Origin of the sequence: Filimonas zeae, assembly GCF_014641615.1 — a bacterium.
GTDB classification, from domain to species: domain Bacteria; phylum Bacteroidota; class Bacteroidia; order Chitinophagales; family Chitinophagaceae; genus Filimonas; species Filimonas zeae.
On record NZ_BMIB01000002.1, the window covers coordinates 705,784 to 729,085 of the forward strand.

The window sequence follows — 23,302 nt, forward strand, 5'->3', positions numbered from 1 at the left end:
GCAATGAAGAACAAAATAACACTGTTCCTGATCTGCCTGCTTTTCGCAAGTCCAGCCTGTAGAAAGAGTTTATTAAACGAGATGCCAGACAATAATGTCTTTATTCCTTCCACGCTGGATGACTGTTATAATTTATTGGATAATGAAACCATCATGGACCGGTCGTGTGGTCTGGGAGAATTATCAGCAGATGACTATTATTTCTCAGACTCTTATCTCCCACTACGTTCCATCTTAGAACGCAATACTTACTTATGGGAAAGAGATATTTATGCAGGTACGCAGGATATATACGACTGGAATACTCCCTATCAGCAGGTGTTTTATTGCAATGTAGTTTTAGAAGCACTTGCCCATTTATCAATTACAGACAGGCCTGCAGACTATAATAACGTAAAAGCCGTAGCACTCTTCAAACGGAGTTTTGCCTTTTTTAATGTAGCTCAGCTATTTGCCCCTCCGTTCAACAGTGGCAATGCCAGCCAAAATTCAGGTATACCGTTAAAACTATCATCCGATATTCACGAAGCAATTACACGTGCTTCCCTATCTCAAACCTATCAACAAATTACAACAGATCTTAAACAGGCTGCTTCATTAGTAGCCACAGCGACGCCAGGCACCATCCGCAACCGTCCCAGCAAAGCATCAGTTTATGCCATGCTATCCCGGGTATATCTTTCCATGGGCTCCTATCCGCAGGCTGGCCTGTACGCGGACAGCTCTCTGCAGCTGCATGATTCTCTTATCAACTATAACATCGATATCTCCCATTCCAGTAGCATGCCGTTCAGGGTAATCAATCCTGAAAACATGTACAATGCACGAATCCCTTCTCTTCAATACCAATGCATACAACCTTTGGCAGGTATGGCTTTTATCGATAGCCTGGTTTACCGGTCTTACAGCAATGCTGACTTAAGAAAATACATCTTCTTTAACCTATTCCAAACCTACCCCAGAAGAAAAGGTTTTTACGATGGCTCCAATGTAACTTTATACACCGGCCTGGCAGTAGATGAAATGTATCTGAACCGGGCAGAATGCCTTGCACGTGAAGGTAACACACAGGCTGCTATAACATGGTTAAACAAATTGATGATTAACAGAATTGCTGACAGTGCCTTTACACCTCTTAAAGCCGATAATGCATTAGCTGCACTCAGGTTAATTTTAGAAGAACGGAGAAAAGAATTAATCATGCGGGGGCTTCGATGGAGCGATATCAGAAGATTAAACAGCGAGGGCTATAACATTCAACCCAAACGTTTTACCAACAACCAACTCATTATTTTACCACCACGCAGCAAACTATACACCCTTCCCATTCCAGACGAAGTCATTCAAAGAAGTGGCATTACTCAAAATGAAAGATAAAAACGGAGAAGGTAATACCTTCCCCGTCATATCCAATTACAGTTACTTTCCAGGATCGGTATACACACCGACAACACAAACTGTATACACAGCAGGAACCTCACTTGATTTATAATAAGTACAGTTATTCCCTACCCCTACCTGAGCGCAATAATAGGTGTCAGAAACAGGCTGAAAGCCGGCAGCACTGGTATATCTATACTGCTGCTCAGCTTCACAAGGTGCTTTTACTTTTTCAAACGCCATTGCGCCAAAGGTGCCACATACGAGAGCGGTCAACACAAGTGTTGTTTTCATTGTTTTCATCGTCATCAATTTTTATGGTTAATAAAGAGTACGGACAATTAATGCATTTGCACCTTCCGTCTTAGCACTATGGCTACAGCGGTTATACCTGTAAAAAACAGGTTAAACACCAGATGCTGCGGCCAGCTCAGATTGCGTATTACGCCACCACAGCCACAGGGTACGTAAGAAAAAAAATGGAGTAACACTAACGCTGTATACACAGTAAACAGCAACAACAACACCAGGGCGCCCCATAAAGCAATCTTCCGGGTTACCTCAAACACCAGTAATATTACCAATACTATCTCTACAGCAGGCACTGCCCATATCAGCTGCCTGCTAAACCAGCGCGGAAAAGGCTGGTTCAGCATGTCATGCCGCAACGCATAAGGGTTCAGCAGCTTGGTAAAGCTGGCATACAAAAACAATACAATTAACAGGCAGCAAATAATTTCAACAATCAGCAACTTATGCTTACTCATATGCAGACAGGGGGTTTCCCGCTATCTAATCCTTGAAAGAACCGGAACACTTACAGAATGTTACAACCGCCTGAAACCTAACAAAAAACAACACATACTTTTAATAATCATCTGTTTTTTCCATCACAAAAAACAATCACCTGTACTTATTTTCAAGGGATTAGATAGCCGTGCAGTTTTTGTTCTTTTTGTTCAGGCTCATTATCTGCCATAAAAAACAGGTATATCGTGTAATATACCTGTTTAAAAGTTTAACCGCATCCGGTAAAAAACATAAAATATTATTCATCCCCATCCCCCTTTTTTTCTACTCACGCATCTTATTAATGTACGTTTAGTAAATACCCGTTCTTAAAAAACAGTTTTCTTTTTCGGATTAGTCTTACGCTGAAGTTGCTAACCTATGAATTCACTTCCGTTCACGAATGTATATATCGCTGTATCACGTCAGCTATATAATCATAATGCACCTCATCCAGTCCCGGCCATACACCTAGCCAAAAGCTCTGGTTCATTATCGTATCTGTATTGTCTAACTTGCTGGCCACACGATGTGGTGTATTTGCATAGGCAGGCTGGCGCAGCAGGTTGCCACCAAACAGCAAACGGGTACCAATCTTCTCTGCCTCCAGGTGCTGTACCAGCATATGCCTGTCTGCGGCATCGCCTTCCCGCAAAGTCAGCAAAAAGCCAAACCACGATGGGTCGCTGTCCGGTGTAGGTTCCGGTAGTATAAAAAACGCTTCAAATGCTTTCATGCGCTCATATAAAGCGCGGTAATTGGCGCGGCGTTTCTCCACAAAGCGGTCTACCTTCTTAAACTGCGATACGCCAATGGCAGCCTGCATATCGGTTACTTTTAAGTTAAAGCCGATATGCGAGTAAGTGTATTTGTGGTCGTAGCCGTAAGGCAGTTTACCATACTGCTGTGCAAAGCGGCAGCCGCAGGTATTGTCTTTACCGGGTTCGCAGTAACAATCGCGGCCCCAGTCGCGGAAGCTTTCTGCAATCTTCGCCAGTTGCGGATTATTAATCAGTACAGCGCCGCCTTCTCCCATGGTAATATGGTGCGCGGGGTAAAACGAAAAAGTACTCAGGTCGCCAAAGGTGCCTGTTTTTTGTCCGTTGTAGGTAGCGCCCAGCGAGTCGCAGTCATCTTCCACTACCCACAGGTTATACTTGCGCGCCACACGCATCACTTCTGCCAGGTTAAAAGGGTTACCCAGTGTATGTGCCATCATAATGGCTTTGGTGCGGGGCGATACGGCTGCCTCTATTAAATCAGCCTGTACGTTATGGGTAGCAATATCCACGTCAATAAAAACCGGTATGGCCCCAAATTGTATTAGCGGGTTTACCGTGGTAGGAAAACCTGCTGCCACCGTAATCACTTCATCGCCCGGTTGTATGGCACGGTCGCCCAGTTTGGGTGAGGTAAGAGTATAAAAAGCAGTGAGGTTGGCAGAGGAACCGGAGTTCACCAGCAAGGCTCTGGCGGCGCCAAAATAAGCAGCGAAATCTTTCTCAAATATATTCGCAAACCTGCCGGCTGTCAGCCAGCCATCGGCTACTGCCTCCATTCCCAGCAGCAGGTCATCCGCTTCTATAATTTTTCCGGTTACAGGTATATAGTCTTTACCTGGCACTACAGGCCGGCTCACATGCAGTTTAAAATCAGTGGTCTGGTCGGCGTATACTGGCATATCAGGTGTGTTTTAAATAGTCATCAATATTGGTGAATGTAAAATGCGGGTAAGCGGCCATAAACCTGCCGCTCAGCAATCCGCCGCGCAGCGGCCTTTTAGCCGCCTGGCCCAGTGCAGCGGTGCTTACCGCCTGTATATGTATGCGGTTATTGTAATACACATTTATGCGCTGCAGCAATTGCGTACGCGATACATAATCCGTTCCTCCCAGGTGGTATACCCCCTCTGCCCCGTCGCGTATCAGCAGTACCAGCGCCCTTGCTATGTCCGCAGCATTTACCGGTGTGGCATACTGGTCATACGGTGCTTTTACTTCCGGGCGCTCTTCCTGTTTCAAACGTTGCAGCATGGCAGCAATAAAGTTTTTGTTGCGCACCTCCGCTCCGTATACATTGGTAATACGCGCTACCAGATGTCGTTTGTATTGCCGCACTGCTGTTTCGGCCTCCAGCTTATGCAGGCCGTATACGCTTAACGGGTCCACCGCATCGTCTTCTGCATAGGGGCCGTTTTCTCCGTTAAAAATATAGTCTGTACCCAGGTATACAAACAAGGCGTTACTGGTGGCAGCCAGTTGCAGCAGGTTAAGGGTACTCTGCACGGTAAGGGCATAGCTCAGCTCCTTGTCCTGCTCACACCGGTCTACATGCGTCAGCGCACCGGTATGTACAATCACATCCCAGGGGGCGGCGCTAATCTCCGGCGACATATTCACCAGCGGATCCAGAAACACCGTTTCCGGCACCGGAAAACTAATGTGGGTAGCCAACAACTTTTGTACAAAAGGTTGCTTCTGCAGCTCCCGGTACAGGTTCCCTCCTACCAGGCCCGATCCGCCTATAATCAGTATGTTCATGCAAACCAGGTTTGTGCGTGGCTGAATGCGGCAAAGCCTTTATCCCGTTCCGATAATACCGGTGCAGCTACCGGCCATTCATACCCAAACGAGTTCCATAACACGCCCCCTTCGCAGGCCTTGTGCTGCTGAGTGGTGGTATGGTATTCCACTATCGTATCCGGCTCCAGGCTTAAAAAGCCATGTGCCAGCCCTTTGCCTATATACAGGGCTTTCCGGTTTTCGTCATTTAACAGCGTGGCTACCCAGCTGCCATAAGTGGGTGCATCGTTTCTTATATCCAGCACAACATCTATTATACTGCCTTTTACCACATGCACCAGCTTATCATGGTCGTGTGGTGGCACCTGAAAATGCATACCACGTATTACATCCCGGGCCGATATAGAAAAATAGCTTTCGGCAAACTGCCACTCCAGGCCCTCCTGCTCAAAGCTTTCGCGGTGTATGGTTTTTACAAAACCACCCCGCGCGTCTGCAAACGGCTGGTAGTGGATTACGGTAAGGCCGGCTATATCTGTTGGTTCAAATTTCATTGGGCCCATTTAATGTTTTTCAATCTGGCCAGTGCCGTGTATTCATGTATCTGTTTTATCCGTTCTGCCAGCAGGTTGCTGCTGCCTGTTATTTCTGCCTGGTAGCCCTGTACTGTAAACCGCACGGTGTCCAGAAAGCTCAACGCCGGGCGCCATTGCAGGTAGTTTACGGCTTTAGATATATCCAGTTTTAAAAAAGTAGCTTCATGTGGTTTTACGGCTTCTCCGGCTATTTCAAAGCTGCCTTTGGCGCCGGCCGCCACCAGTGCCTCTATCAGGTAACGTACGCTGTAGTTGGCGTTGTCTTCCGGGCCAAAATTCCAGCCGCCTTCCAGTGCCTGCCCTTCTTCCAGTAAGCGCCAGGCCAGGTGCAGGTAACCACTTAACGGCTCCAGCACATGCTGCCAGGGCCGGGTGGCATACGGGTTGCGTAACACCATGGATTTATTGGCTTTTACCGCGCGGAAAAAATCCGGCACAATACGGTCAGCAGCCCAGTCGCCCCCGCCAATTACATTGCCCGCACGGGCGCTGGCCACCACACAGGCATTGTGCTGAAAAAACGAATGCAGGTAAGAGGCAGTTACCAGCTCTGCACAGCCTTTAGAGGCACTGTAAGGGTCACGCCCGCCCATCGGGTCGTTTTCCCGATAGCCCCATGTCCATTCGTTATTGGCATAACACTTATCGCTGGTTATGTTTACTGCTGCTTTTACCGAAGGGGTGCGTTTTACCGCTTCCAGAAAATGAACCACCCCCATTATATTGGTGCTGAAAGTATTTACCGGGTCGTTGTACGACAGCAGTACCAGCGGCTGCGCCGCCAGATGAAAAGCAATGTCCGGCTGCACCGTATCAAACACCTGCTGCAATGCACGCCGGTCCGTTACATCACCGGTGGTATGGTGTATATATCCTGCCAGGTTGCAGCGCACAAAGTTATCGTCGGGCGTAAGCGGGTCCAGCGCATAGCCATACACCTGCGCGCCCAGCTGCTGCAGCCATATGGCCAGCCACGATCCCTTAAAGCCCGTATGGCCGGTAATCAGTACTTTCTTGTTTTCAAAACAACGGTTAAAGCTCATACTACCATATTTTCCAGGGTGCTGTATTAGAAAGCCAGTCCTGCTCCAGTTCATGCTTATCGCGCAGGGTATCCATCGGCTTCCAGAAGCCGTTGTGTTTAAAAGCCGCCAGCTGGTTTTCGCCTGCCAGTTGCTCCATCGGCTCTTTCTCCCATATAGTGGCATCCCCTTCTATATAGTCAAACACATTGGGCTCGCACACAAAAAATCCCCCGTTAATCCAGGCACCATCCCCGCGGGGTTTTTCCATAAAGGAGTGTACACTGTCATCATCGGCCAGGTTCAGGGCACCAAAGCGGCCCGAGGGCTGTACAGAAGTAACGGTGCAGAATTTCTTACGCTGTTTATGATAGGATACCAGGTCTGTAATATTCACATCTCCCACGCCATCGCCGTAGGTAAGCAAAAAAGTTTCGTTGCCCACATGCTGCTGAATGCGCTTGATGCGGCCGCCGGTCATAGAGTTATAGCCCGTGTCTACCAGAGTTATTTTCCACGGTTCCGTATGCGTATCATGCACCAGTACGGAGTTGTTTTTAAGACTGATGGTTACATCCGATTCATGCAGAAAATAATTGGCGAAATACTCTTTAATCACATACCCTTTGTATCCCAGACATACTACAAAATCGTTGAAGCCATGTGCAGAGTATATTTTCATAATATGCCACAGCACGGGCATACCTCCTATTTCTACCATAGGCTTGGGTTTCACTATCGTTTCTTCCGATAAACGGGTGCCCAGTCCGCCGGCCAGCAATACAACTTTCATGAGTTTATGGTATTTGAAGTGATAATTGTTCTGTTAACGGATAGCTGCTGCACAGCAGGCAGCTATCGCCTTCCCGGCCATAACCGGGTGCCTGTGTGGTAAACACTTCGCCCTGCAGCACATGGGCCGTGCACAATCCGCAGCTGCCACCCTGGCAACTATATACTATATCTAATCCTGCATCCAGGCAGGCATCCAGCAGGCTGCTGCCACGCGCCACCGCCAGCTGCCGGGTTATATCGTGCTGCTGCACAATGGCAGCAGCAGCTACCACTCCATCCGGCAAAGCAGCGGTATCGTATTTCTCAAAGCTTTCGGTAAACACCTGTTCACACGCTACTCCTTTTTCTGTCAGTGCTGACTGTACCAGCTGTGTCATGGCTGCCGGGCCGCATATATAATGTAACGCAGGGCCCTGCCCCTGTTGCAATAAGCGGTTTACGCAGGCGCTATCCAAACGCCGGTTGTAATACGCGGCTTCTCCTGCTATGGGTTGGGAATGTACATGATATACTTTCAAACGCTCCCCATGTGCGTTTAACAAGCTGTTCAGTTCTTCTTTAAAAATAGTAGTACCATAATGCCGGTTGCCATATACCAGCACTATCTGTTCCAGTGCGGGCCGGTTGTGCAAGGCCTCTCTTATAATAGCGTAATTGGGGGTTATACCACTGCCGGCACACCAGCAATACAACGTATGTCCGTCCGTTTGTTCCGGAAGCAGATAATCGCCCATCGGCTCCATTACAGCAATACTATCACCGGGTTGCCAGTGGCGTACAATATGGCCCGAAACCACACCACCCGGCACTTCCTTTACCGTTATATCAATAGTAGTATCTAATCCGTATACCGAAGAAATGGAATAAGGCCGCCGGTACTTTCTGCCGTTTACGGTAACTATCACGGTAATGTACTGCCCCGCCCGGTACTTCATTTTCTTAAAAGCAGGCTGCCTGAAGCGGATGGTAACCGTATCCGGTGTTTCCACCTTCTTTTCCGCAATAGTCAGTGTGTATTCCATGTTGTTTTAAAAGTAACCACCTGGTATGCATTCCGGGGGAGCAGGCATTGTAACCCGCGGGTACACTTCACACCCAAAAGGTTGTACCCGTTTGCCGGTGAGGTGTTCCCGATTAATACAAAGGCCCTGATAATTTTACCGCAAACCAGCACACAACAATGTTAACCACCAGCCCGGGTCTGCATCAGGCCGCAGCCACGTATCAGTTTACCAGCTTTTCACAGTTTGTATTCCATCGTTCCAACCGCTTGTACCTGTACACTGCAGCGGTGGTGCTTACTATCAGCTGGCTGGTGTTTAAATCCTTCTATCCGCATCCCAATATTATATTCGATTCTTATTATTATATCATCGGTGCCGTTAACCATGCCCGCGTAGGGCCCTGGCCCATCGGGTATTCCTGGTTTCTGCGGCTGGTACATGTATGCTCTTCTTCTGCCTACGCCGTGCTGGTGGTGCAGTATCTTATTATTAACCTTGCCTTGCTGTACTTCTTTTTCACCCTCCGCTACTGGTTCGGGTTTCATAAAATCACTTCTATAGTACTGTTCCTGTTTCTGCTGCTCAATCCCATCTTCCTGTTCATGAGCAACCTTATATTGTCCGATATATTGTTTACCACCCTCAGCCTGCTCTGGTTTACCCAGCTCATCTGGCTTATTTTCCGGCCGGCTCCGTATATGCTATTTACCCACGCCCTGCTGTTGCTGGCAGTGTTTACGGTGCGTTACAATGCCTTGTATTATCCGGTGGTAGGTACGCTGGCTTTTTTACTCAGCCGGCAAAAGAAGGGAATTGTTATAGCGGGTATAGCATTGCAGCTGGTGGTATTGGGTAGTTTTATAGCGTACACCACGCATGCTATGCAAAAAGATTACGGGGTAGCATCATTCTCCCCTTTCGGCTCCTGGAAAATGGCCAGCAATGCGCTGTATATTTATGAAAATGTATACAGAAACGATAGCAGTGCGGTACCGCCACGTTTTCAGGCGCTGGATAACCGGGTGCGGGCCTATTTTAACGGGCCACATTATAAGGTAGATGTGCTTACCAACGATGCTACCTGGGGCAGTTTTTATATGTGGATGCAACCTTCCCCCCTGATACAGCATATGTTCAGTATTTATGGCAAAGACCGTATGAATCTTAATTTTGTAAAGTTTGCGCCCATTAGTCCGCTGTATGGCGATTATGGCACCTATATCATTAAAAAACACCCGGGTGCTTTTCTCCGGTATTTTATCGTGCCCAACATTATGCGTTATATGAATCCGCCGCAGGAGGTGCTGGTAGATGCCTATAACCCTTTTTCGTTGCAGCGCGATACCATAGGAGGCCCTGCCATCCGGTGGTACCAGCTTACCACCCTCCGGGTACACCACAGCCTCATCAATTTCCGCACACAGTTATTTATTATCTATCCGGCACTCAGCACCTTTGTGCATTATTTCTTTGTACTCTCGTGTATCTGTTTTTACTGCCTTAAAAGCTTCCGGCGTTTATCACCGGCGTTGTTTTACAGCCTGCTGGCAGTAACCGTTCTGTGGCTGGCCGATTTTGCTTTTAACATCACCGCCTCCAGTCCCGTACTACGGTACCAGTTATTTATTATGACTATCGAAATAGCCTTTGCACTGGTGTTTACACAATATATACTGGAAAGTACGGCGGCAAAGGAAACGGGTGCCTCATCAGTAAAATGAGGCACCCGCTGCCATCAACCCTTCACCGTAAACCGGTAATGGCCGGGCTGCAGCAACTGCTCATTACCGGGCAGCCGCAAACCAGCCGTGGTTTGTTCCGGCACAGTCACTTTTACTTCTATCTCTTTTCCGTTACGCTGCCAGCTTACGCGTATGGCGCCATAACGGGTGTCATGGCTTACTTCTATTTTATCCAATGTTTCCGGAAAAACGGGCTGCACCGTAAAATGCTTAAATCCCGGTTTGTTTTCATCGGGGCGTATGCCGGCGAGCGCTGTAAAATACCAGGCGGCATAATCTACCCCGTAGGCATGGTTGCGCGAAAACTCTCCTTTCCAATCCTCGTACAGGGTGGTTGCGCCCCGCGCCATCTGGTTGCCCCAGCCAGCAAAACCCGTATCGGTCAGCACCCGGTAAGCAGTAGTGGCATAACCGGCATCACTTAATGTATGCAGTATGTATTTGGTACCCAGCATGCCCCAGTCTGCATGATAATTTCTTTGCAGCACCGCAGCCTGTAAGCTGGCTTCCACGTTTTTACGGTGCTCTTCCGGGCAAAGGCCATAAAACAACGCACAACTGATGGCCGTAACCGTTGTATCGCGGTACAGGCCGGTAGCCGGGTTAAAAAAGCGTGCGTTAAAGGCAGCACGCACACTGTCTGCCAGCTGCCCGTACGTGGTAGCATCTGCTGCATTCCCCAATATAGCTGCCATGCGGCTCAGCAGCCGGGCATCGTTGTAAAAGTAGGCCGTTGAAATCAGCGGCACCGGCGTTTCCTGTATACACAGCCAGTCGCCAAAGCCGGTAGAATAAATATAATTTTCAGCACGGCGGGCCAGCCGGTCCACTATCTTTTTAATGGCGGTATAGTTTTCTGCCAGTACTGCTGTATCCGCCTCATACTTATACAGGTACCAGCTTATAATGGGCAGTACGCTACCCCAGGCAGGTCCAAAACCATCATCGTCCGGGCCCGTCCAATGGTACCCCCTGCCTAAGGTAGGTGCAATGCCCGGCAGGTTGCCATCTTCCAGCTGCACATCGCGCACATCCCGTAACCATTTACGGTAACCTGGTGCAGCAGCATAGTTCCATAACCCCATTTCACAGGCAATATGGGCATCGGCTGTCCACCCGCTTTTCTCCCGTTGCGGGCAGTCGGTAGGTATACTTATAAAATTGCTCCGGTAGCTTTGCTGTGCTGCCGTATATAGCTTGTTCAGCATGGTGTCTGAGCTGCTGAAGGTTCCTGTTTCTGCAAAGTCCGTACTATAAAAAAGTCCTTCCAGGCTTTGTTTGTCCAGGGTAACAGCCGGGTTGGTATGCACTTCCACATACTGAAAGCCGTGGTAAGTAAACCGGGGGGTATAACTTTCAACGCCCCCGCCTTTCAATATATATTTATCGGTTTGAAAAGGAAGGTACTGTTCAAAGCCCGCCATCTGCGAGGCATTGTGCTCCCGGTTCATGGTACCGTCCGGGTTCAGCACCTCACCAAAATGCAGGGTTACCGTATCACCTGCTGTACCTTTTACACGCAGGGTAACCACACCGGCAAAGTTCTGCCCCATATCAAACAACCACCGCCCGGCAGCCAGCTGCCGGCAGCTTTGCGGGTGTATACGTTTAATCACCGCTACCCCCGGCATCGGCTGCGGCTCCAGTTTACCACCGGGCGAGGTGGTTATAGTAGCCGGTTTCCAGCTGGTTTCGTTACACTTTATGGTATTCCAGTCCGGTATTTCCATTCGTGCATCATATACTTCTCCCGCATGCAGGCCATTAAAACGCATAGGGCCGGTACGCCATTTCCAGCTGTTGTCGGTTACCAGTGTTTCCCGGCTGCCGTCTGCATATACAATATCCATATTCAGCAGCATCCGCGGCGTTTTCCGCCAGCCTACCCTGTCAAAAAACCATATAGTGCGGCTCTGCACGTTGTACCAGCCATTCCCCAGCTCCGCAGCCAGGCAGTTGGCCTTGCTGTTCAGCAGCGGGGTAACATCATAGGTTATATACAGCAGGCGTTTGTCGTAGCGGGTATATCCCTGCTCCAGTACCCGGTCGGTTACCGGCCTGCCGTTTATATATAGCTTATGGTACCCCACACCGCACATGTATACGGTGGCCTTTTTTACCTTTTTATTTAGGGTAAACCCTTTTCTAAAGTAAGGCGATTCGTGTACGGCAGTATCTTCCGTGCCGGTAATCCAGGCACCCTGCCAAACCCTGTCCTGGGCCTGCGCGGCAAACACCAGCAACAGGGCTGTTATATAGGTAAGTATTTTTTTCATTTATTTCGATTCAAACTGATAATGGCCCGATCCTACAGATACCTTTTCGTAAGTAATCCCATCCCGTTGCGGCACATACACCGTAGCCGTAGTATTGGCAGGTATAGCTACTTCCATCTTTATTGTACCATTCACCCTTTTCCAGTGTACCGCCACTTTTCCGTAATAGGTTTGCAGCGCTGCTTTCACATAATCCAGTCCCCCACCGGGGTGTGGTTTTATTACTATTTTTTTATACCCTTCGCCACCCACGCTGTCCGTTCCAATACCCGCCATTACGCGGTACATCCAATCGCCAATGGCACCGTAAGCGTAATGGTTAAACGAGTTCATATGCCAGTGCTGAAAGCTGCTGTCCGTTTTTATCCCATCCCAGCGTTCCCATATAGTGGTAGCGCCCATTTTAACGGGATACAGCCAGGAAGGATAGGTTTCCTGCAGCAGCAGGTCATACGCCACATCGGTATAGCCAAAGCGGGAAAGTACATGGCATATATAAGAAGTACCCAGCAAGCCGGTAGTAATATGATTTTTATAACTTCTGATATTGTCTACCAGTCTTTTTGCCGCCACTGCCCGCTGCGCTTCGGGCAGCAGATCAAAATGCAGCGCCAGCACATAGGCGGTTTGCGTGGCGCTTACCAGCCGGCCGCCCGGGGTAACGTATTCCCGTACAAACAGTTCTTTTACCTGCTGTAATAGTTGGGTGTAACGGATGCTGTCTTCTTTATGCCCCAGTACCGTGGCCGCTTTTACCAGCAGTTGCACGCTGCATGCATAATACGCCTGTACAATCAGGCTTATGTCTGTAACGGCCGATTTGTTTACCTCTGCTGCCCCTTCGGTGGTAAAAGAAAGCCAGTCGCCATACTGAAAGGTTTCCTTTCGCATATAACCGGTGCTGTTCTTATCCATAAAATCTATCCAGGCTTTCATAGAAGGGTATTGCTTTGCCAGCAGTTGACTATCGCCATATACCTCAAACATATTCCAGGGAATAATGGTAGCCGCGTCAGACCAGCCGGCCACACCTCCAAAACCACCCAGAATATTGGGCACCACCACCGGTACACTTCCGTCTGCAAACTGGTCTGCCGCTATATCCGCCAGCCAGCGCGTAAAAAAGCTGTTCACGTTCCGGTTAAAGGCGGCAGTACGGCTGAATAATTGTGCATCCCCCATCCAACCCATTCTTTCATCGCGTTGCGGGCAATCGGTAGGCAAATCCACAAAATTGCCGTTCTGGCTCCATACAATGTTATGGTGTAGCTGGTTCAGCAACGGGTTGGAGCATTCAAAACTGCCGGTCTGCGGCAGGTCTGAGTAAATAACACTGGCGGTAAGCTGTTCGGGCTTCACTGTTTCTCTAAAGCCTTTCAGCCGCACGTACCGGAAACCATGAAAAGTAAATACCGGCTCCAGTGTTTCCGTTCCGTTGCCCTTTAACACATACATATCGCTGCAACGGGCGCTGCGAAGGTTGGTTCTGTAAAATTCGCCGTATTTGTCCAGCACTTCTCCATGGTCCAGCCGTATGGTATCGCCTGCCTGGCCACTTACTTTCACCGTTACCCACCCCACCAGGTTCTGCCCAAAATCGGCCAGCAATTCCCCTTTAGGGGTACGCCATATTTTTACCGGCGTAAAGCTTTCCTGTTTGCGTACCGGTTCATTTACCGTAGCTATCAGGTTACCAAACCCGTAATCCATCTCCTTTACCGCGCCCCAGGGCGCTCTTTCCCGGCGGTAATCAATAATATCCCCGTTATAAAAATCGGCATACTGCACCTGTCCGGTGGTACTTTGCCAGCTGTTGTCTGTAGTAATATATTCTTTTGTTCCATCGCTGTAGGTAAGCTCTGCCTGTAACAGCAGCGCCAGCGTTTTGCCATAGGTATTTTCCAGCGCTTCAAAACCCAGTACGCCCCGGTACCAGCCATTGCCCAGCATCACTTCCAGGGTATTCTCCCCCTGTTTCAGGGTTTTACCCATATCATACATCTGGTATTGTAATCGTTTGGGGTAACTGGTCCAGCCTGGTGTAAGGTAAGCATCCCCCACTTTTGCACCGTTCAGCTGCGCTTCGTATACCCCGTGGCAGGTTATGTATACCACGGCCTTTACCGGCTTGCGCGTAAGGGTAAACTGTTTGCGGAATATGGGGCAGGGCCGCAGCAGGGTATCTTCCTGGTAGCCCGGTTCTATCCAGCGGGCTTTCCAGGCAGCGGTGGTCTGCAGTCCGGTAGTAAAAAAGGCCGGGGTGCTGAATGTACTTACCCGGCCTGCGTTATCCCATACCCGTACCGTCCATTCGTAGGTGGTACCTGGCTGCAACGCAGGGCCCCGGTAAGCTACCTGCACGCTCTGTGCACTTTTTACCTGTCCGCTGTTCCATACCGGTTTGCCACCTGTAAGTACTTTTATCTCATAAGCCGTCTGTGTAAGGTTCTGTTCCTTTCCTTCCAGCTGCCAGCTAAAGCGCGGCTGCTGTATATCCAGCCCCTGCGGGTTTATACGGTTTTCGGTAAGCAGCTGCCCCACTTTTACCTGGGCTGTACTCAGGGCCGTAAACAGGGTTAGCAGGGCAGAAAAGAAAATATTTTTTGTGTTATGTACAGGCATGGTATCTACAATTATGGGTTAGGCAGGTACGCCCTCAAAGCCGCCGGTAAAAGCTACCGCCCGTATGGGCGATCCGTCCCGGCCTTTGATGTTTAAAGGAAAGCCGGCGAATATAAACTCGTCCGGTGCGTTGTGCAGGTTGGCCAGGGCTTCTACTATCACAATCTCTTTCGGCAGCAATATATCGTGGTGCATCTCGTACCAGTCGCGGCTGGGCGTAGGCGTATCCATGCCCAGAAAGCGAATACCTTTATCTGCCAGGTAACGCCCGGCTTCCTGCGTAAGGCTGGGGAAGGCGCTGTAAAAATGCTCCTTACCAAATTCCCGGTGCCAGCCGGTTTCGTATATAATACGTGCCCCCGGTTTCAGCAAAGCCTCATAGGGTGCAAAATCGGCAACCGTTATATCCGCACCGGCTTCTTTGGGTATGCGCAGCAGGTGCGTGTGACCAAAAAACCAGTTCAGTGGCATCTGGTCAATGGTTTTACCCTCATCCAGAAAATGATATATCGCATCTACATGGGTACCCTGGTGGGTACTCATGCTTATCTGCGTAATGTTGTATTTTAATGTACGGGTATTGCCATGGGGCACAATACTCAGTTTGGGGTCCCACGGAAAAGTATCCTGTCCGTGCTCCAGCGGGTGTGTAAGGTCTATGATGTTCATATGGCTATTGGTATATAGGTTCTGTTTCTTCTACCACGGTATTGGTCAGCTCGCCTATACCGCTGATGCTGATGGTTACACTATCGCCTGCTTTCAGCCAGCGTGCGGGGTTGGCAGCCATGCCCACACCCTGCGGTGTTCCCGTTAGTATTACCGTACCCGGCTCCAGTGTAGTGCCTGCACTTACAAATGCTACCAGGGCGGGTATGTTAAATATCATATCTTCTGTATATCCCTGCTGCACTCTTTCTCCATTTAAAATAGTGCTTATTTCCAGCGTATTGGGGTCTTTTATTTCATCCGTGGTAACAATACAGGGGCCCAGCGGTGCAAACGTGTCAAAAAACTTACCCTTACACCATTGGCCGCCGCCACGTTTCAGCTGCCAGTCGCGCGCGCTTACATCATTGGCACAGGTATAGCCCAGTACGTAATCCAGCGCGTTTTCCTCCGTTACATTCTTACAGCGTTTGCCAATAATCACCGCCAGTTCACACTCATAATCCACCTCATCACTCCGCAGGTAACGGGGCAGCACAATGGGCTCATCAGGGTGCTGTAAGGCATTGTTGCCTTTTACAAACAATACCGGCCATTGCGGAAAAGGCAGGTTGCTTTCTTCCGCATGTTTTTTATAGTTCAGGCCTATGCATAAAATGGCAGCCGGCTCCAGGGGGGCCAGCAGTTTTTTCACCACCGCTTTGCGGTTGGTGCGTGTATAATTAAACAAATCGCCTTCCAGTATATAATAATCGTTGTTGTAGTATCCTGCCAGCTCAACGGTTCCCTGCTCATTTAAAAAACGTATAATCTTCATGTATGTCCGTTTTAGTCATTAATTTTCTCTGGCACCAATAATCAGCAGTATACCCATCATATAACAGGCAAACATGCCGTACAGCAACCGGTTGGTGCCTGCCGGTGCGTTTTTAAATTCTTTCCATACAAATACGCCCCATATAGCAGCAATCATGGCATTACACTGCCCCAGGCCAAACGATACGGCATAGCCCACTTTACCGGCACACAGTATACTCAGCGATATGCCCAGGCCCCATATAGCGCCACCCAGCCAGCCCGAAAAATGATCGCGCAGGCTTCCGCTGAAATAGTCGCTGTAACGCACCGGTTTGCCTTCCAGCGGCCGGTACATCAGCAGGGTGTTAAACAACAGATTGCTTACCACCGTGCCTATGGCAAAAAACAATACCGCCGTATAAGGCGTTAACAGCCCCGGTTGCGGGTTACTGAAATCCGTAGCCATAGAAGCGGCTATAAAACGATAGAAAAAACCGAACAGTATACCGGCGCTTATCGCCAGCAGTATACCCTTTAACGGTGGTTTATTCAGCTGCTGCGCCTGCCGGCGATAGGCTGCTGCGGAAAGCAGTATAGCCAGTACAATACATACCATACCACCGAATAAAAAATACGGGCTGCCTGCCGGTACGGCTATATAGTTTACCAGTATGCCCAGCACCATGGCCAGGCCCGCCCCTACGGGGAAAGCCACCGCCAGGCCGGCAAATGCAATGGCCGCCATAAACAATATATTCCCTGCGTTAAATATTACCCCGCCTGCTGCTGCCGATAACAGGGCGCTGGTATTGGCCAGCTGCAGGTCGTCCCATATATTCCGGCCCTGGGTGCCATGCGCGCCCCAGGTTAAGGCCATCACGCTGCTCACCAGCAATACCCCCATTACATAATCCCAGTAAAACAATTCAAACCGCCAGGTGCTGCGCCCCAGCTTGCGGGCATTGGGCCAGCTACCCCAGCATATCATGGTTATTACCGCGCAAGCTACCGCCCACGAATAGGTTTCAATAATGTACATATGGCTTTAATTTACGCGGTTTAACAAATCCTGTCCTTTCAGTCCGCGCAGTACTTCTTCTGCTGCCAGCTGCTGTAAAGCTGGTACACTGGCTTCGCTGTACCAGGCCGTGTGCGAGGTAAGGGCCGCGTTGGGGCTGTTGCGTAAAGGGTGTTCTGCAGGCAGGGGTTCTGCTTCAAACACATCCAGCCCTGCTCCGGCTATCAGGCCCTGCTCCAGGGCAGTGGCCAGCGCGTAGTTGTCTATCAACCCGCCCCGTGAAGTGTTTACCACAATGGCATTGCGCTTCATGCGGCGCAGGGTATTTTCATTTATCAGGTGTTTGGTATCTTCCATCAGTGGAAGGTGCAGGCTCAGCACATCGGCCTGTGTTAACGCTTCTTCCAGTGTTAGTTTGGTAACGCCCAGTTGCTCCATCTGTTCCGCACTTACATAGGGGTCGTACGCTGCCAGCTTAAATTTAAACCCTCTGGCGCGAGCCATCACCTCGCGTGCAATACGGCCAAAACCTGCGGTTACAAACATGCGGTAACGCAACGCTTCCATCGGGTAAGGCGGTGTTATCTTCCACTGTGTTTCCATCTGCTGCCGGGTGGCAGTCAGCTGCCGGCATAACGATAAAGCCAGCGCCAGCGTATGGTCTGCCACTTCATCAATACAGTACTGCGGCACGTTGCATACCGGTATGTTTTTCTGTGCGGCTGCAGGCAGGTTAATATTATCTACCCCTATGCCGTAGCGTACTATTATTTTACATTGGTCCAGGCTGTTGATTACCTCCGGCGATACGGGGGCCCATTGCACCAGCAGCGCGTTGGCGCCGGCGGCCGCCTGTATCACTTCCTGCTCAGTTTTGCATTGTGCGGTTACCACTTCGTAACCGGCCGTTTGCAATACCCGCATTTCGTTGTCTATATTTTTAAAACCGTAGTCGGTTATCACTACTTTCCCTTTTGTCATAGCTGTTCGTTTTGTAATCCGTGTATAATAACTGATTTTATATGGCCGTTTTTCGCGTGCAGCATATCCTTAAAAGCATTTACCCCATCGCTCAGCGGGTAGGTATGCACCCAGCTGCTTACATCCACATCCCCACTGGCAATCATTTCCAAAGCCGTGGCCATATCCTGCTGGGTAGCGGCATAACTGCCGGTTACCATTTTCTCCGTTACAATCAGGTCGTAATTGCTGATGGCTTTTGCATCTTCCTGCAAGCCTATCAGCACCACGGCACCGCCGGGCCGTACCACCTGCACGGCCTGCTGCGTGGTAACCATACGTCCCACGGCATCTACCACTATATCCACGCCTTCTCCGGCGGTTATTTCGCGTATGCGTGGGGGCAGGTCATCCTCCACCGGGTTCAGCGTATCCGCTGCGCCCAGTTGCCGGGCGGTGTTCAGCCGTTGTGTATTAATGTCCGATACATAACAGGTAGCATTGCGCAGTACCTTAAACGCCTGCAGGGCCATCAGCCCAATAGGGCCGGCGCCCAGTATCAGCACGCGTTTACAAGCCACGTGCTTTGTAAGCGCTACCATATGCACCCCATTTGCCAGTGGTTCTGCCAGGCAGGCCTGTTCTGCCGGTACCCCTTCGGGCCAGGGCAGCAGGCTGCTTACCGGCACGTTTACAAACTGGCCAAAAGCACCATTGCGGTGTATGCTGAATACCTGCCGCTTCCGGCACAGGTTGGTGGCGCCCACACGACAGGCGTCACATTCCCCGCAAAACACCAGTGCATTACTTACCACTCTATCACCGGTGTGGTATTGCGTTACGCCTGTGCCGGTAGCCGCAATTACGCCGCAAAACTCATGGCCCATAATAATAGGCGGTGTACGCTTGGCGCTGCGGTGCGCAAACGATTCCAGCTCACTGCCGCAGATACCGCAGGCCGCTACTTCCATCAGCACCTCACCGGCAGCCACTTCGGGTACCGGCTGCTCGGTAACCACCAGCTCATCAAACTGCGGATAGTATAATGTTTTCATCGTGCCAGGTAGCCTCCGTCTACCAGCAGGTCACTGCCTGTTATAAAGGATGCTTCATCACTGGCCAGAAAGGCAACGGCGCTGGCTACTTCCTCCGGGCGTCCCTGCCTGCCCAGCAAATGCAGCGCAGCAGCGCGTTTGTCTTCCTCTTCTATGTTCAGATTTAACTTTTTACAGCTGTTTACAAAGGCGCTGGTATAAATGTAACCCGGGCAAATGCTGTTTACGCGTATGCCCATTGGGGCCAGATCCTGCGCCCAGCATTTGGTTAAGCCACGTATGGCAAACTTGGTAGCATTGTAGGTAGCAAAATTAGCCTGCCCCACAAAACCACTTACCGATGAAAAATTGACAATGCAGCCCTTGCCCGTTGCCCTCATCTGTTCTGTAGCATACTTTGCCATCAGCGAGGTGCCCTGTATGTTTACGGCCAGTATCTGCTGCCAGTCAGCCGCCGTAGCTTCCACGCCTTTAAACACAAAACAGGCAGCGGCGTTTACCAGTATATCTATAGGCCCCAGTTGTGTACGTATTTTTTCGCAGGCCTGCTGTACCTGTGTTTCGTTAGCTATATCGGCCTGTACAAAAGCACACCCTGCTTTTGTGGCCAGGTGTTCTTTACCGGCATCAATATCCAGTATGGCTACCTTACATCCCTCCTGTACCAGTCGCAGGGCTGTAGCATAGCCAAGGTCGCCCAAACCTCCCGGCAGGGCCACCACTTTATTCGTTAATCCTTTCATATGGTACATTAATAAGTACCAAAGTTCAAAAGCATAACAAAATAACTACCTTAAATTTGCTGTTTTACCGGCAACTGCCCCCCAATATCTGTTGGCTGTTCCACCCGGCCCTGCCGCCCCTTGCTACCTTTAAAAAAAGGAATGATATGGTTAACGGTAAAAAAGTAGTAGCGGTAATGCCCGGCTACAATGTTGAAAAAACCCTTCGTCAAACCTACGAAGAGATTAACCAGTCACTGGTAGATGAAATTATACTGGGCGATAACGCCAGTACCGATAATACGGTAGCACTGGCACGCGAACTGGGTATTAAGCATATTGTACGGCAGCAAACCAATATGGGCTATGGCGGCAACCAGAAAGCCATTTACCAGAAGGCGCTGGAAATAGGGGCGGATATTGTGATTATGGTACACCCCGATTTTCAGTATACCCCTACGCTTATCGAAAGCATGGTTACTATTATAGCCAATAATGTATACCCCGTGGTGCTGGCTTCGCGCATGCTGGGCCGTGGCGCCCGCAAGGGAGGCATGCCTTTGTATAAATACATCGCCAACCGTTTTCTCACCCGCTGTCAAAACACCATTATGCGGCAAAAGCTGAGCGAGTACCATACCGGCTACCGCGCTTACCGCCGCGATGTGCTGTTAAACATTGCCTTTCACGAAAATTCGAACGATTTTGTATTTGACAATGAATTCCTGGCACAGGTGTTTTACCATGGCTATGATATTGCTGAAATCACCTGTCCTACCAAATACTTCCGCGAAGCATCATCTATCAACTTCAGCCGCAGCGTGGTATATGGCATGGGCGTGCTGCGGGTAAGTATGCAGTACCTGCTGCAGAAAGCTGGCCTGCGCAGCTACCCTATATTCAGCAAGCCTATTGGTGCCAACATCGCCAGCATTAAACAGGTGGTAATTAACGATACCAGTGCAGTAAACGAATATTAGCAGCCGGCAACATGAAAAAGTGGATTATTGAAATCATTTGTTTGCTGTATATACTGCTGTTTATGTATGCAGCTCTCAGCAAACTGATCGATTATCAAAAGTTTACGGAACAGCTACAGGAATCACCCCTTAAACGCTTTGCCGGCATTGTTGCCTGGATCACCCCAGCTACAGAAATATTGCTTAGCATATTGCTTTTTATACATCGTACCCGTAAAGCAGCTTTGTTTGGCAGCTTTCTGCTTATGATGGGGTTTACTGTATACATCATTTACATACTCAAATACGCATCCGATATTCCGTGCAGCTGTGGTGGCATATTGGAAAATATGAACTGGACGCAGCATCTTATATTCAATATTGCATTTACGCTGCTGGCCTTGGTAGCACTTATTCTGCACAAAAAAAACAGCCAACGGCCACTTTTTTATCGAGCGCACAAATTCTTATACGGCAGCATGGGTACGGTAATTCTCATACTTATTGTGGGCGCTATTTCCGTTGCTTCTACCGGTACCGTCAAGGGTATACCCCCAAAAGCTGGTGATCCTATACCCCCCTTTAGCTTATTGCTGATGGACAGCGCTACCACCCTGTATTCACAAAACATTCCTACCGGCACACCAATTGTATTAAGTTATTTTCAGCCAGATTGCAGCCATTGCCAGGCAGAATTGATCGAAATCACTCAAAAACGTGATTCTGCGCAGCAACTCCGGTTCTATTTTATTACCTCCGGTTCTTTTAGCAAAACCCGTTTTTTGTACCGCACCATGCAGCTACAAAACTTCCCCTATATAACCATGGGTGTAGATACTGCCCGAAGCTTCTTCAATCATTTTCGGCCAAAGGGAACGCCGTACCAACAGGTTTACTCGGCGGATAAAGTACTAATTTCTATTATACCTAATCAGTCCAGTCTGAATACGTTAGTTTCGTTGGCAAAACAAACACCCTAATTCAACGTTACGCTTCGTGTATTCCTGACTTCTGACGAATCAACGTCAAAGTCAAAACATGAAGAAGAAAGTTTTTGTGCTAACAGGAAGTATCTACCTATACGCCCTTATGGGAGTAGCCGCACAAGGCATCCAATTTACTACCGGCCTTAACTGGAAACAAGTACTGGAAAAAGCAAAAAAAGAAAATAAGCTGGTATTGGTAGACTGTTATACTACCTGGTGTGGCCCGTGCAAAAAAATGGATAAAGAAGTTTATCCTCAGGAAGCGGTTGGGGCAATTGTTAATCAGAATTTTGTATCGGTAAAAGTCCAGATGGATACCGCAGACAACGATAGTCAGGAAATTAAAACCTGGTATTCGGAGGCTAGTCAGATACGTCAGCGTTTTCACGTAACAGCCTATCCTTCTTACCTGATAATAGCGCCGGACGGAGACATCGTATACCGGGAGGCCGGTGCGAAAAGGGCAACAACCTTTACTGAAATTATGCAAACGGCTGCAGATAGCGGCCGGGTATATGCCCGCCAGCTAGCCGACTGGAAAGCCGGAAAAAAAGACTATACGCTGGCTCCTTCCCTGATCCGAAAAGCAGAACGCACAAGGGATTCTAAAACAGCTATCTCGCTGGCCCGCAATTGCATAGAAAAATATATACCTACGCTTACCGGTGCTGCGTTATACAACCTTGATTTACTGGCCGCTACCGGGCCTTATTTGCTAACTTCCGACAAAAAGCTATTTACTCTGTTTTATCCGGAAAAAAACGGACAAATAACAGACTCCCTTTTACAGGCAAAAGGGATATCGGCAGGCATTGCCAGCGGCGCTATTGAAAAAGAGATTAATGCAATGCTTGTGAAGAACAATGATTTTAACAAACCGATAATTAACAATCCGGATTGGAATAAAATGAAGCAAGTGATTACAAAACGCTACGATGCAACCAATGCAGATAACCTGATAAATATTGCCCAGCAAAACTGGTATAAAATTACAAAGCCTGACTGGAATAAGCTTGCACAAAGTCAGCTGTATAGTATCCAAAAGAACCCTCCATCTGAAAAATGGGGATTTGCCATGGCGAATAACCAAATCTGGTACGACATTTTTTTTCACGTCAACGACACCGGAATATTAAAAGAAGCAGCTATGGTTGCAAAAAAACACATTATTGATGCAGAAGAAAAACAAGCTGGCAAACTGAATGCAGGCTATATAGATACTTATGCAAACCTATTATTTAAACTCGGACGCAATAAGGAGGCAATCGAATGGCAACAAAAAGCAGTAGCACTGCGACCAGAAATTAAAAGCTTTGCGGAAGCGCTGAAAAAGATGGAAAAAGGAGAGCCTACCTGGCTGGCACGCTAATAAATAAATGGGGACTGC

At 49.0% G+C, this 23,302-nt stretch carries 21 protein-coding genes; 5 read left to right on the forward strand and 16 right to left on the reverse strand.

Features of this window, described 5'->3' with window-relative positions; all coding sequences use genetic code 11:
* The first annotated feature begins 3 nt into the window (after positions 1-3).
* Positions 4-1,377, forward strand: coding sequence for a RagB/SusD family nutrient uptake outer membrane protein (locus tag IEY13_RS09660; RefSeq protein ID WP_188951770.1), 1,374 nt, complete (start codon positions 4-6; stop codon positions 1,375-1,377).
* 42 nt (positions 1,378-1,419) lie between these two features.
* On the opposite strand, the gene IEY13_RS09665 is transcribed toward IEY13_RS09660, so the two are convergent.
* The 8 genes from IEY13_RS09665 to IEY13_RS09700 all read right to left on the reverse strand — a co-directional run bounded on the left by IEY13_RS09665 (position 1,420) and on the right by IEY13_RS09700 (position 8,126).
* Positions 1,420-1,683, reverse strand: a complete 264-nt coding sequence (locus tag IEY13_RS09665; protein ID WP_188951771.1) for a hypothetical protein — start codon at positions 1,681-1,683, stop codon at positions 1,420-1,422.
* Positions 1,684-1,721: 38 nt separating this feature from the next.
* Entirely contained in the window at positions 1,722-2,147 is a 426-nt protein-coding gene (locus IEY13_RS09670) for a MauE/DoxX family redox-associated membrane protein (protein ID WP_188951772.1), read from the reverse strand.
* A 419-nt stretch (positions 2,148-2,566) separates the two neighbouring features.
* On the reverse strand, positions 2,567-3,850 hold the full coding sequence (gene rfbH, locus IEY13_RS09675; RefSeq protein ID WP_188951773.1) for a lipopolysaccharide biosynthesis protein RfbH: 1,284 nt from the start codon (positions 3,848-3,850) through the stop codon (positions 2,567-2,569).
* 1 nt (position 3,851) lies between these two features.
* Positions 3,852-4,709, reverse strand: coding sequence for an SDR family oxidoreductase (locus tag IEY13_RS09680; protein ID WP_188951774.1), 858 nt, complete (start codon positions 4,707-4,709; stop codon positions 3,852-3,854).
* On the reverse strand, positions 4,706-5,245 hold the full coding sequence (gene rfbC / locus IEY13_RS09685; RefSeq protein ID WP_188951775.1) for a dTDP-4-dehydrorhamnose 3,5-epimerase: 540 nt from the start codon (positions 5,243-5,245) through the stop codon (positions 4,706-4,708). Before rfbC ends, IEY13_RS09680 begins: the two co-directional genes overlap by 4 nt.
* Positions 5,242-6,330: a CDP-glucose 4,6-dehydratase gene (gene rfbG, locus IEY13_RS09690; protein WP_188951776.1), complete on the reverse strand. Its 1,089-nt coding sequence runs from the start codon at positions 6,328-6,330 to the stop codon at positions 5,242-5,244. The genes rfbC and rfbG overlap by 4 nt, the downstream gene beginning before the upstream one ends.
* 1 nt (position 6,331) lies before the next feature.
* Positions 6,332-7,102 (reverse strand): glucose-1-phosphate cytidylyltransferase, encoded by a 771-nt coding sequence (gene rfbF / locus IEY13_RS09695; protein WP_188951777.1) that lies wholly within the window; start codon positions 7,100-7,102, stop codon positions 6,332-6,334.
* 4 nt (positions 7,103-7,106) lie between these two features.
* Positions 7,107-8,126: a ferredoxin--NADP reductase gene (locus tag IEY13_RS09700; RefSeq protein WP_188951778.1), complete on the reverse strand. Its 1,020-nt coding sequence runs from the start codon at positions 8,124-8,126 to the stop codon at positions 7,107-7,109.
* Between the two features lie 158 nt (positions 8,127-8,284).
* On the opposite strand from IEY13_RS09700, the gene IEY13_RS09705 reads away from it, so the two are divergent.
* Positions 8,285-9,829 carry a hypothetical protein gene (locus IEY13_RS09705; RefSeq protein WP_188951779.1) on the forward strand — a complete coding sequence of 515 codons (1,545 nt, stop codon included), beginning with the start codon at positions 8,285-8,287 and terminating at the stop codon, positions 9,827-9,829.
* Between the two features lie 14 nt (positions 9,830-9,843).
* Here IEY13_RS09705 and IEY13_RS09710 read toward each other — a convergent pair whose 3' ends face one another.
* Genes IEY13_RS09710 through IEY13_RS09745 form a run of 8 tightly spaced genes read right to left on the reverse strand, consistent with a single transcriptional unit; the run spans position 9,844 to position 19,991 of the window.
* The gene (locus tag IEY13_RS09710; protein WP_188951780.1) at positions 9,844-12,126 is read right to left on the reverse strand and encodes a family 78 glycoside hydrolase catalytic domain; all 2,283 of its coding nucleotides are present in this window, start codon (positions 12,124-12,126) and stop codon (positions 9,844-9,846) included.
* Entirely contained in the window at positions 12,127-14,748 is a 2,622-nt protein-coding gene (locus tag IEY13_RS09715; protein ID WP_188951781.1) for a family 78 glycoside hydrolase catalytic domain, read from the reverse strand.
* A gap of 18 nt (positions 14,749-14,766) precedes the next feature.
* Entirely contained in the window at positions 14,767-15,417 is a 651-nt protein-coding gene (locus IEY13_RS09720) for a cyclase family protein (RefSeq protein WP_188951782.1), read from the reverse strand.
* Between the two features lie 4 nt (positions 15,418-15,421).
* Positions 15,422-16,234, reverse strand: coding sequence for a fumarylacetoacetate hydrolase family protein (locus tag IEY13_RS09725; RefSeq protein ID WP_188951783.1), 813 nt, complete (start codon positions 16,232-16,234; stop codon positions 15,422-15,424).
* A gap of 18 nt (positions 16,235-16,252) precedes the next feature.
* Positions 16,253-17,254, reverse strand: a complete 1,002-nt coding sequence (locus IEY13_RS09730) for a GRP family sugar transporter (RefSeq protein ID WP_188951784.1) — start codon at positions 17,252-17,254, stop codon at positions 16,253-16,255.
* A 6-nt stretch (positions 17,255-17,260) separates the two neighbouring features.
* Positions 17,261-18,214 (reverse strand): C-terminal binding protein, encoded by a 954-nt coding sequence (locus tag IEY13_RS09735; protein ID WP_188951785.1) that lies wholly within the window; start codon positions 18,212-18,214, stop codon positions 17,261-17,263.
* Positions 18,211-19,248, reverse strand: coding sequence for a zinc-dependent alcohol dehydrogenase (locus tag IEY13_RS09740; protein WP_188951786.1), 1,038 nt, complete (start codon positions 19,246-19,248; stop codon positions 18,211-18,213). The genes IEY13_RS09735 and IEY13_RS09740 overlap by 4 nt, the downstream gene beginning before the upstream one ends.
* Entirely contained in the window at positions 19,245-19,991 is a 747-nt protein-coding gene (locus tag IEY13_RS09745; protein WP_188951787.1) for an SDR family NAD(P)-dependent oxidoreductase, read from the reverse strand. The genes IEY13_RS09740 and IEY13_RS09745 overlap by 4 nt, the downstream gene beginning before the upstream one ends.
* Before the next feature lie 146 nt (positions 19,992-20,137).
* Between IEY13_RS09745 and IEY13_RS09750 the strand changes: the two genes are divergently transcribed.
* The 3 genes from IEY13_RS09750 to IEY13_RS09760 are packed head-to-tail and all read left to right on the forward strand — an operon-like array spanning position 20,138 to position 23,284.
* A complete protein-coding gene (locus IEY13_RS09750; RefSeq protein WP_188951788.1) occupies positions 20,138-20,950 on the forward strand; it encodes a glycosyltransferase family 2 protein in 813 nt (270 codons plus the stop codon).
* An 11-nt stretch (positions 20,951-20,961) separates the two neighbouring features.
* Positions 20,962-21,909: a MauE/DoxX family redox-associated membrane protein gene (locus tag IEY13_RS09755; RefSeq protein WP_188951789.1), complete on the forward strand. Its 948-nt coding sequence runs from the start codon at positions 20,962-20,964 to the stop codon at positions 21,907-21,909.
* A gap of 58 nt (positions 21,910-21,967) precedes the next feature.
* Positions 21,968-23,284 carry a thioredoxin family protein gene (locus IEY13_RS09760; protein ID WP_188951790.1) on the forward strand — a complete coding sequence of 439 codons (1,317 nt, stop codon included), beginning with the start codon at positions 21,968-21,970 and terminating at the stop codon, positions 23,282-23,284.
* The last annotated feature ends 18 nt before the right edge of the window (positions 23,285-23,302 follow it).

Bases quoted from the DNA above. Each gene is read 5' to 3' on its own strand.
- IEY13_RS09660 (WP_188951770.1), top strand. From the start codon at position 4: ATGAAGAACAAAATAACACTGTTCCTGATCTGCCTGCTTTTCGCAAGT.
- IEY13_RS09665 (WP_188951771.1), bottom strand. From the start codon at position 1,683: ATGAAAACAATGAAAACAACACTTGTGTTGACCGCTCTCGTATGTGGC.
- IEY13_RS09670 (WP_188951772.1), bottom strand. From the start codon at position 2,147: ATGAGTAAGCATAAGTTGCTGATTGTTGAAATTATTTGCTGCCTGTTA.
- rfbH (WP_188951773.1), bottom strand. From the start codon at position 3,850: ATGCCAGTATACGCCGACCAGACCACTGATTTTAAACTGCATGTGAGC.
- IEY13_RS09680 (WP_188951774.1), bottom strand. From the start codon at position 4,709: ATGAACATACTGATTATAGGCGGATCGGGCCTGGTAGGAGGGAACCTG.
- rfbC (WP_188951775.1), bottom strand. From the start codon at position 5,245: ATGAAATTTGAACCAACAGATATAGCCGGCCTTACCGTAATCCACTAC.
- rfbG (WP_188951776.1), bottom strand. From the start codon at position 6,330: ATGAGCTTTAACCGTTGTTTTGAAAACAAGAAAGTACTGATTACCGGC.
- rfbF (WP_188951777.1), bottom strand. From the start codon at position 7,102: ATGAAAGTTGTATTGCTGGCCGGCGGACTGGGCACCCGTTTATCGGAA.
- IEY13_RS09700 (WP_188951778.1), bottom strand. From the start codon at position 8,126: ATGGAATACACACTGACTATTGCGGAAAAGAAGGTGGAAACACCGGAT.
- IEY13_RS09705 (WP_188951779.1), top strand. From the start codon at position 8,285: ATGTTAACCACCAGCCCGGGTCTGCATCAGGCCGCAGCCACGTATCAG.
- IEY13_RS09710 (WP_188951780.1), bottom strand. From the start codon at position 12,126: ATGAAAAAAATACTTACCTATATAACAGCCCTGTTGCTGGTGTTTGCC.
- IEY13_RS09715 (WP_188951781.1), bottom strand. From the start codon at position 14,748: ATGCCTGTACATAACACAAAAAATATTTTCTTTTCTGCCCTGCTAACC.
- IEY13_RS09720 (WP_188951782.1), bottom strand. From the start codon at position 15,417: ATGAACATCATAGACCTTACACACCCGCTGGAGCACGGACAGGATACT.
- IEY13_RS09725 (WP_188951783.1), bottom strand. From the start codon at position 16,234: ATGAAGATTATACGTTTTTTAAATGAGCAGGGAACCGTTGAGCTGGCA.
- IEY13_RS09730 (WP_188951784.1), bottom strand. From the start codon at position 17,254: ATGTACATTATTGAAACCTATTCGTGGGCGGTAGCTTGCGCGGTAATA.
- IEY13_RS09735 (WP_188951785.1), bottom strand. From the start codon at position 18,214: ATGACAAAAGGGAAAGTAGTGATAACCGACTACGGTTTTAAAAATATA.
- IEY13_RS09740 (WP_188951786.1), bottom strand. From the start codon at position 19,248: ATGAAAACATTATACTATCCGCAGTTTGATGAGCTGGTGGTTACCGAG.
- IEY13_RS09745 (WP_188951787.1), bottom strand. From the start codon at position 19,991: ATGAAAGGATTAACGAATAAAGTGGTGGCCCTGCCGGGAGGTTTGGGC.
- IEY13_RS09750 (WP_188951788.1), top strand. From the start codon at position 20,138: ATGGTTAACGGTAAAAAAGTAGTAGCGGTAATGCCCGGCTACAATGTT.
- IEY13_RS09755 (WP_188951789.1), top strand. From the start codon at position 20,962: ATGAAAAAGTGGATTATTGAAATCATTTGTTTGCTGTATATACTGCTG.
- IEY13_RS09760 (WP_188951790.1), top strand. From the start codon at position 21,968: ATGAAGAAGAAAGTTTTTGTGCTAACAGGAAGTATCTACCTATACGCC.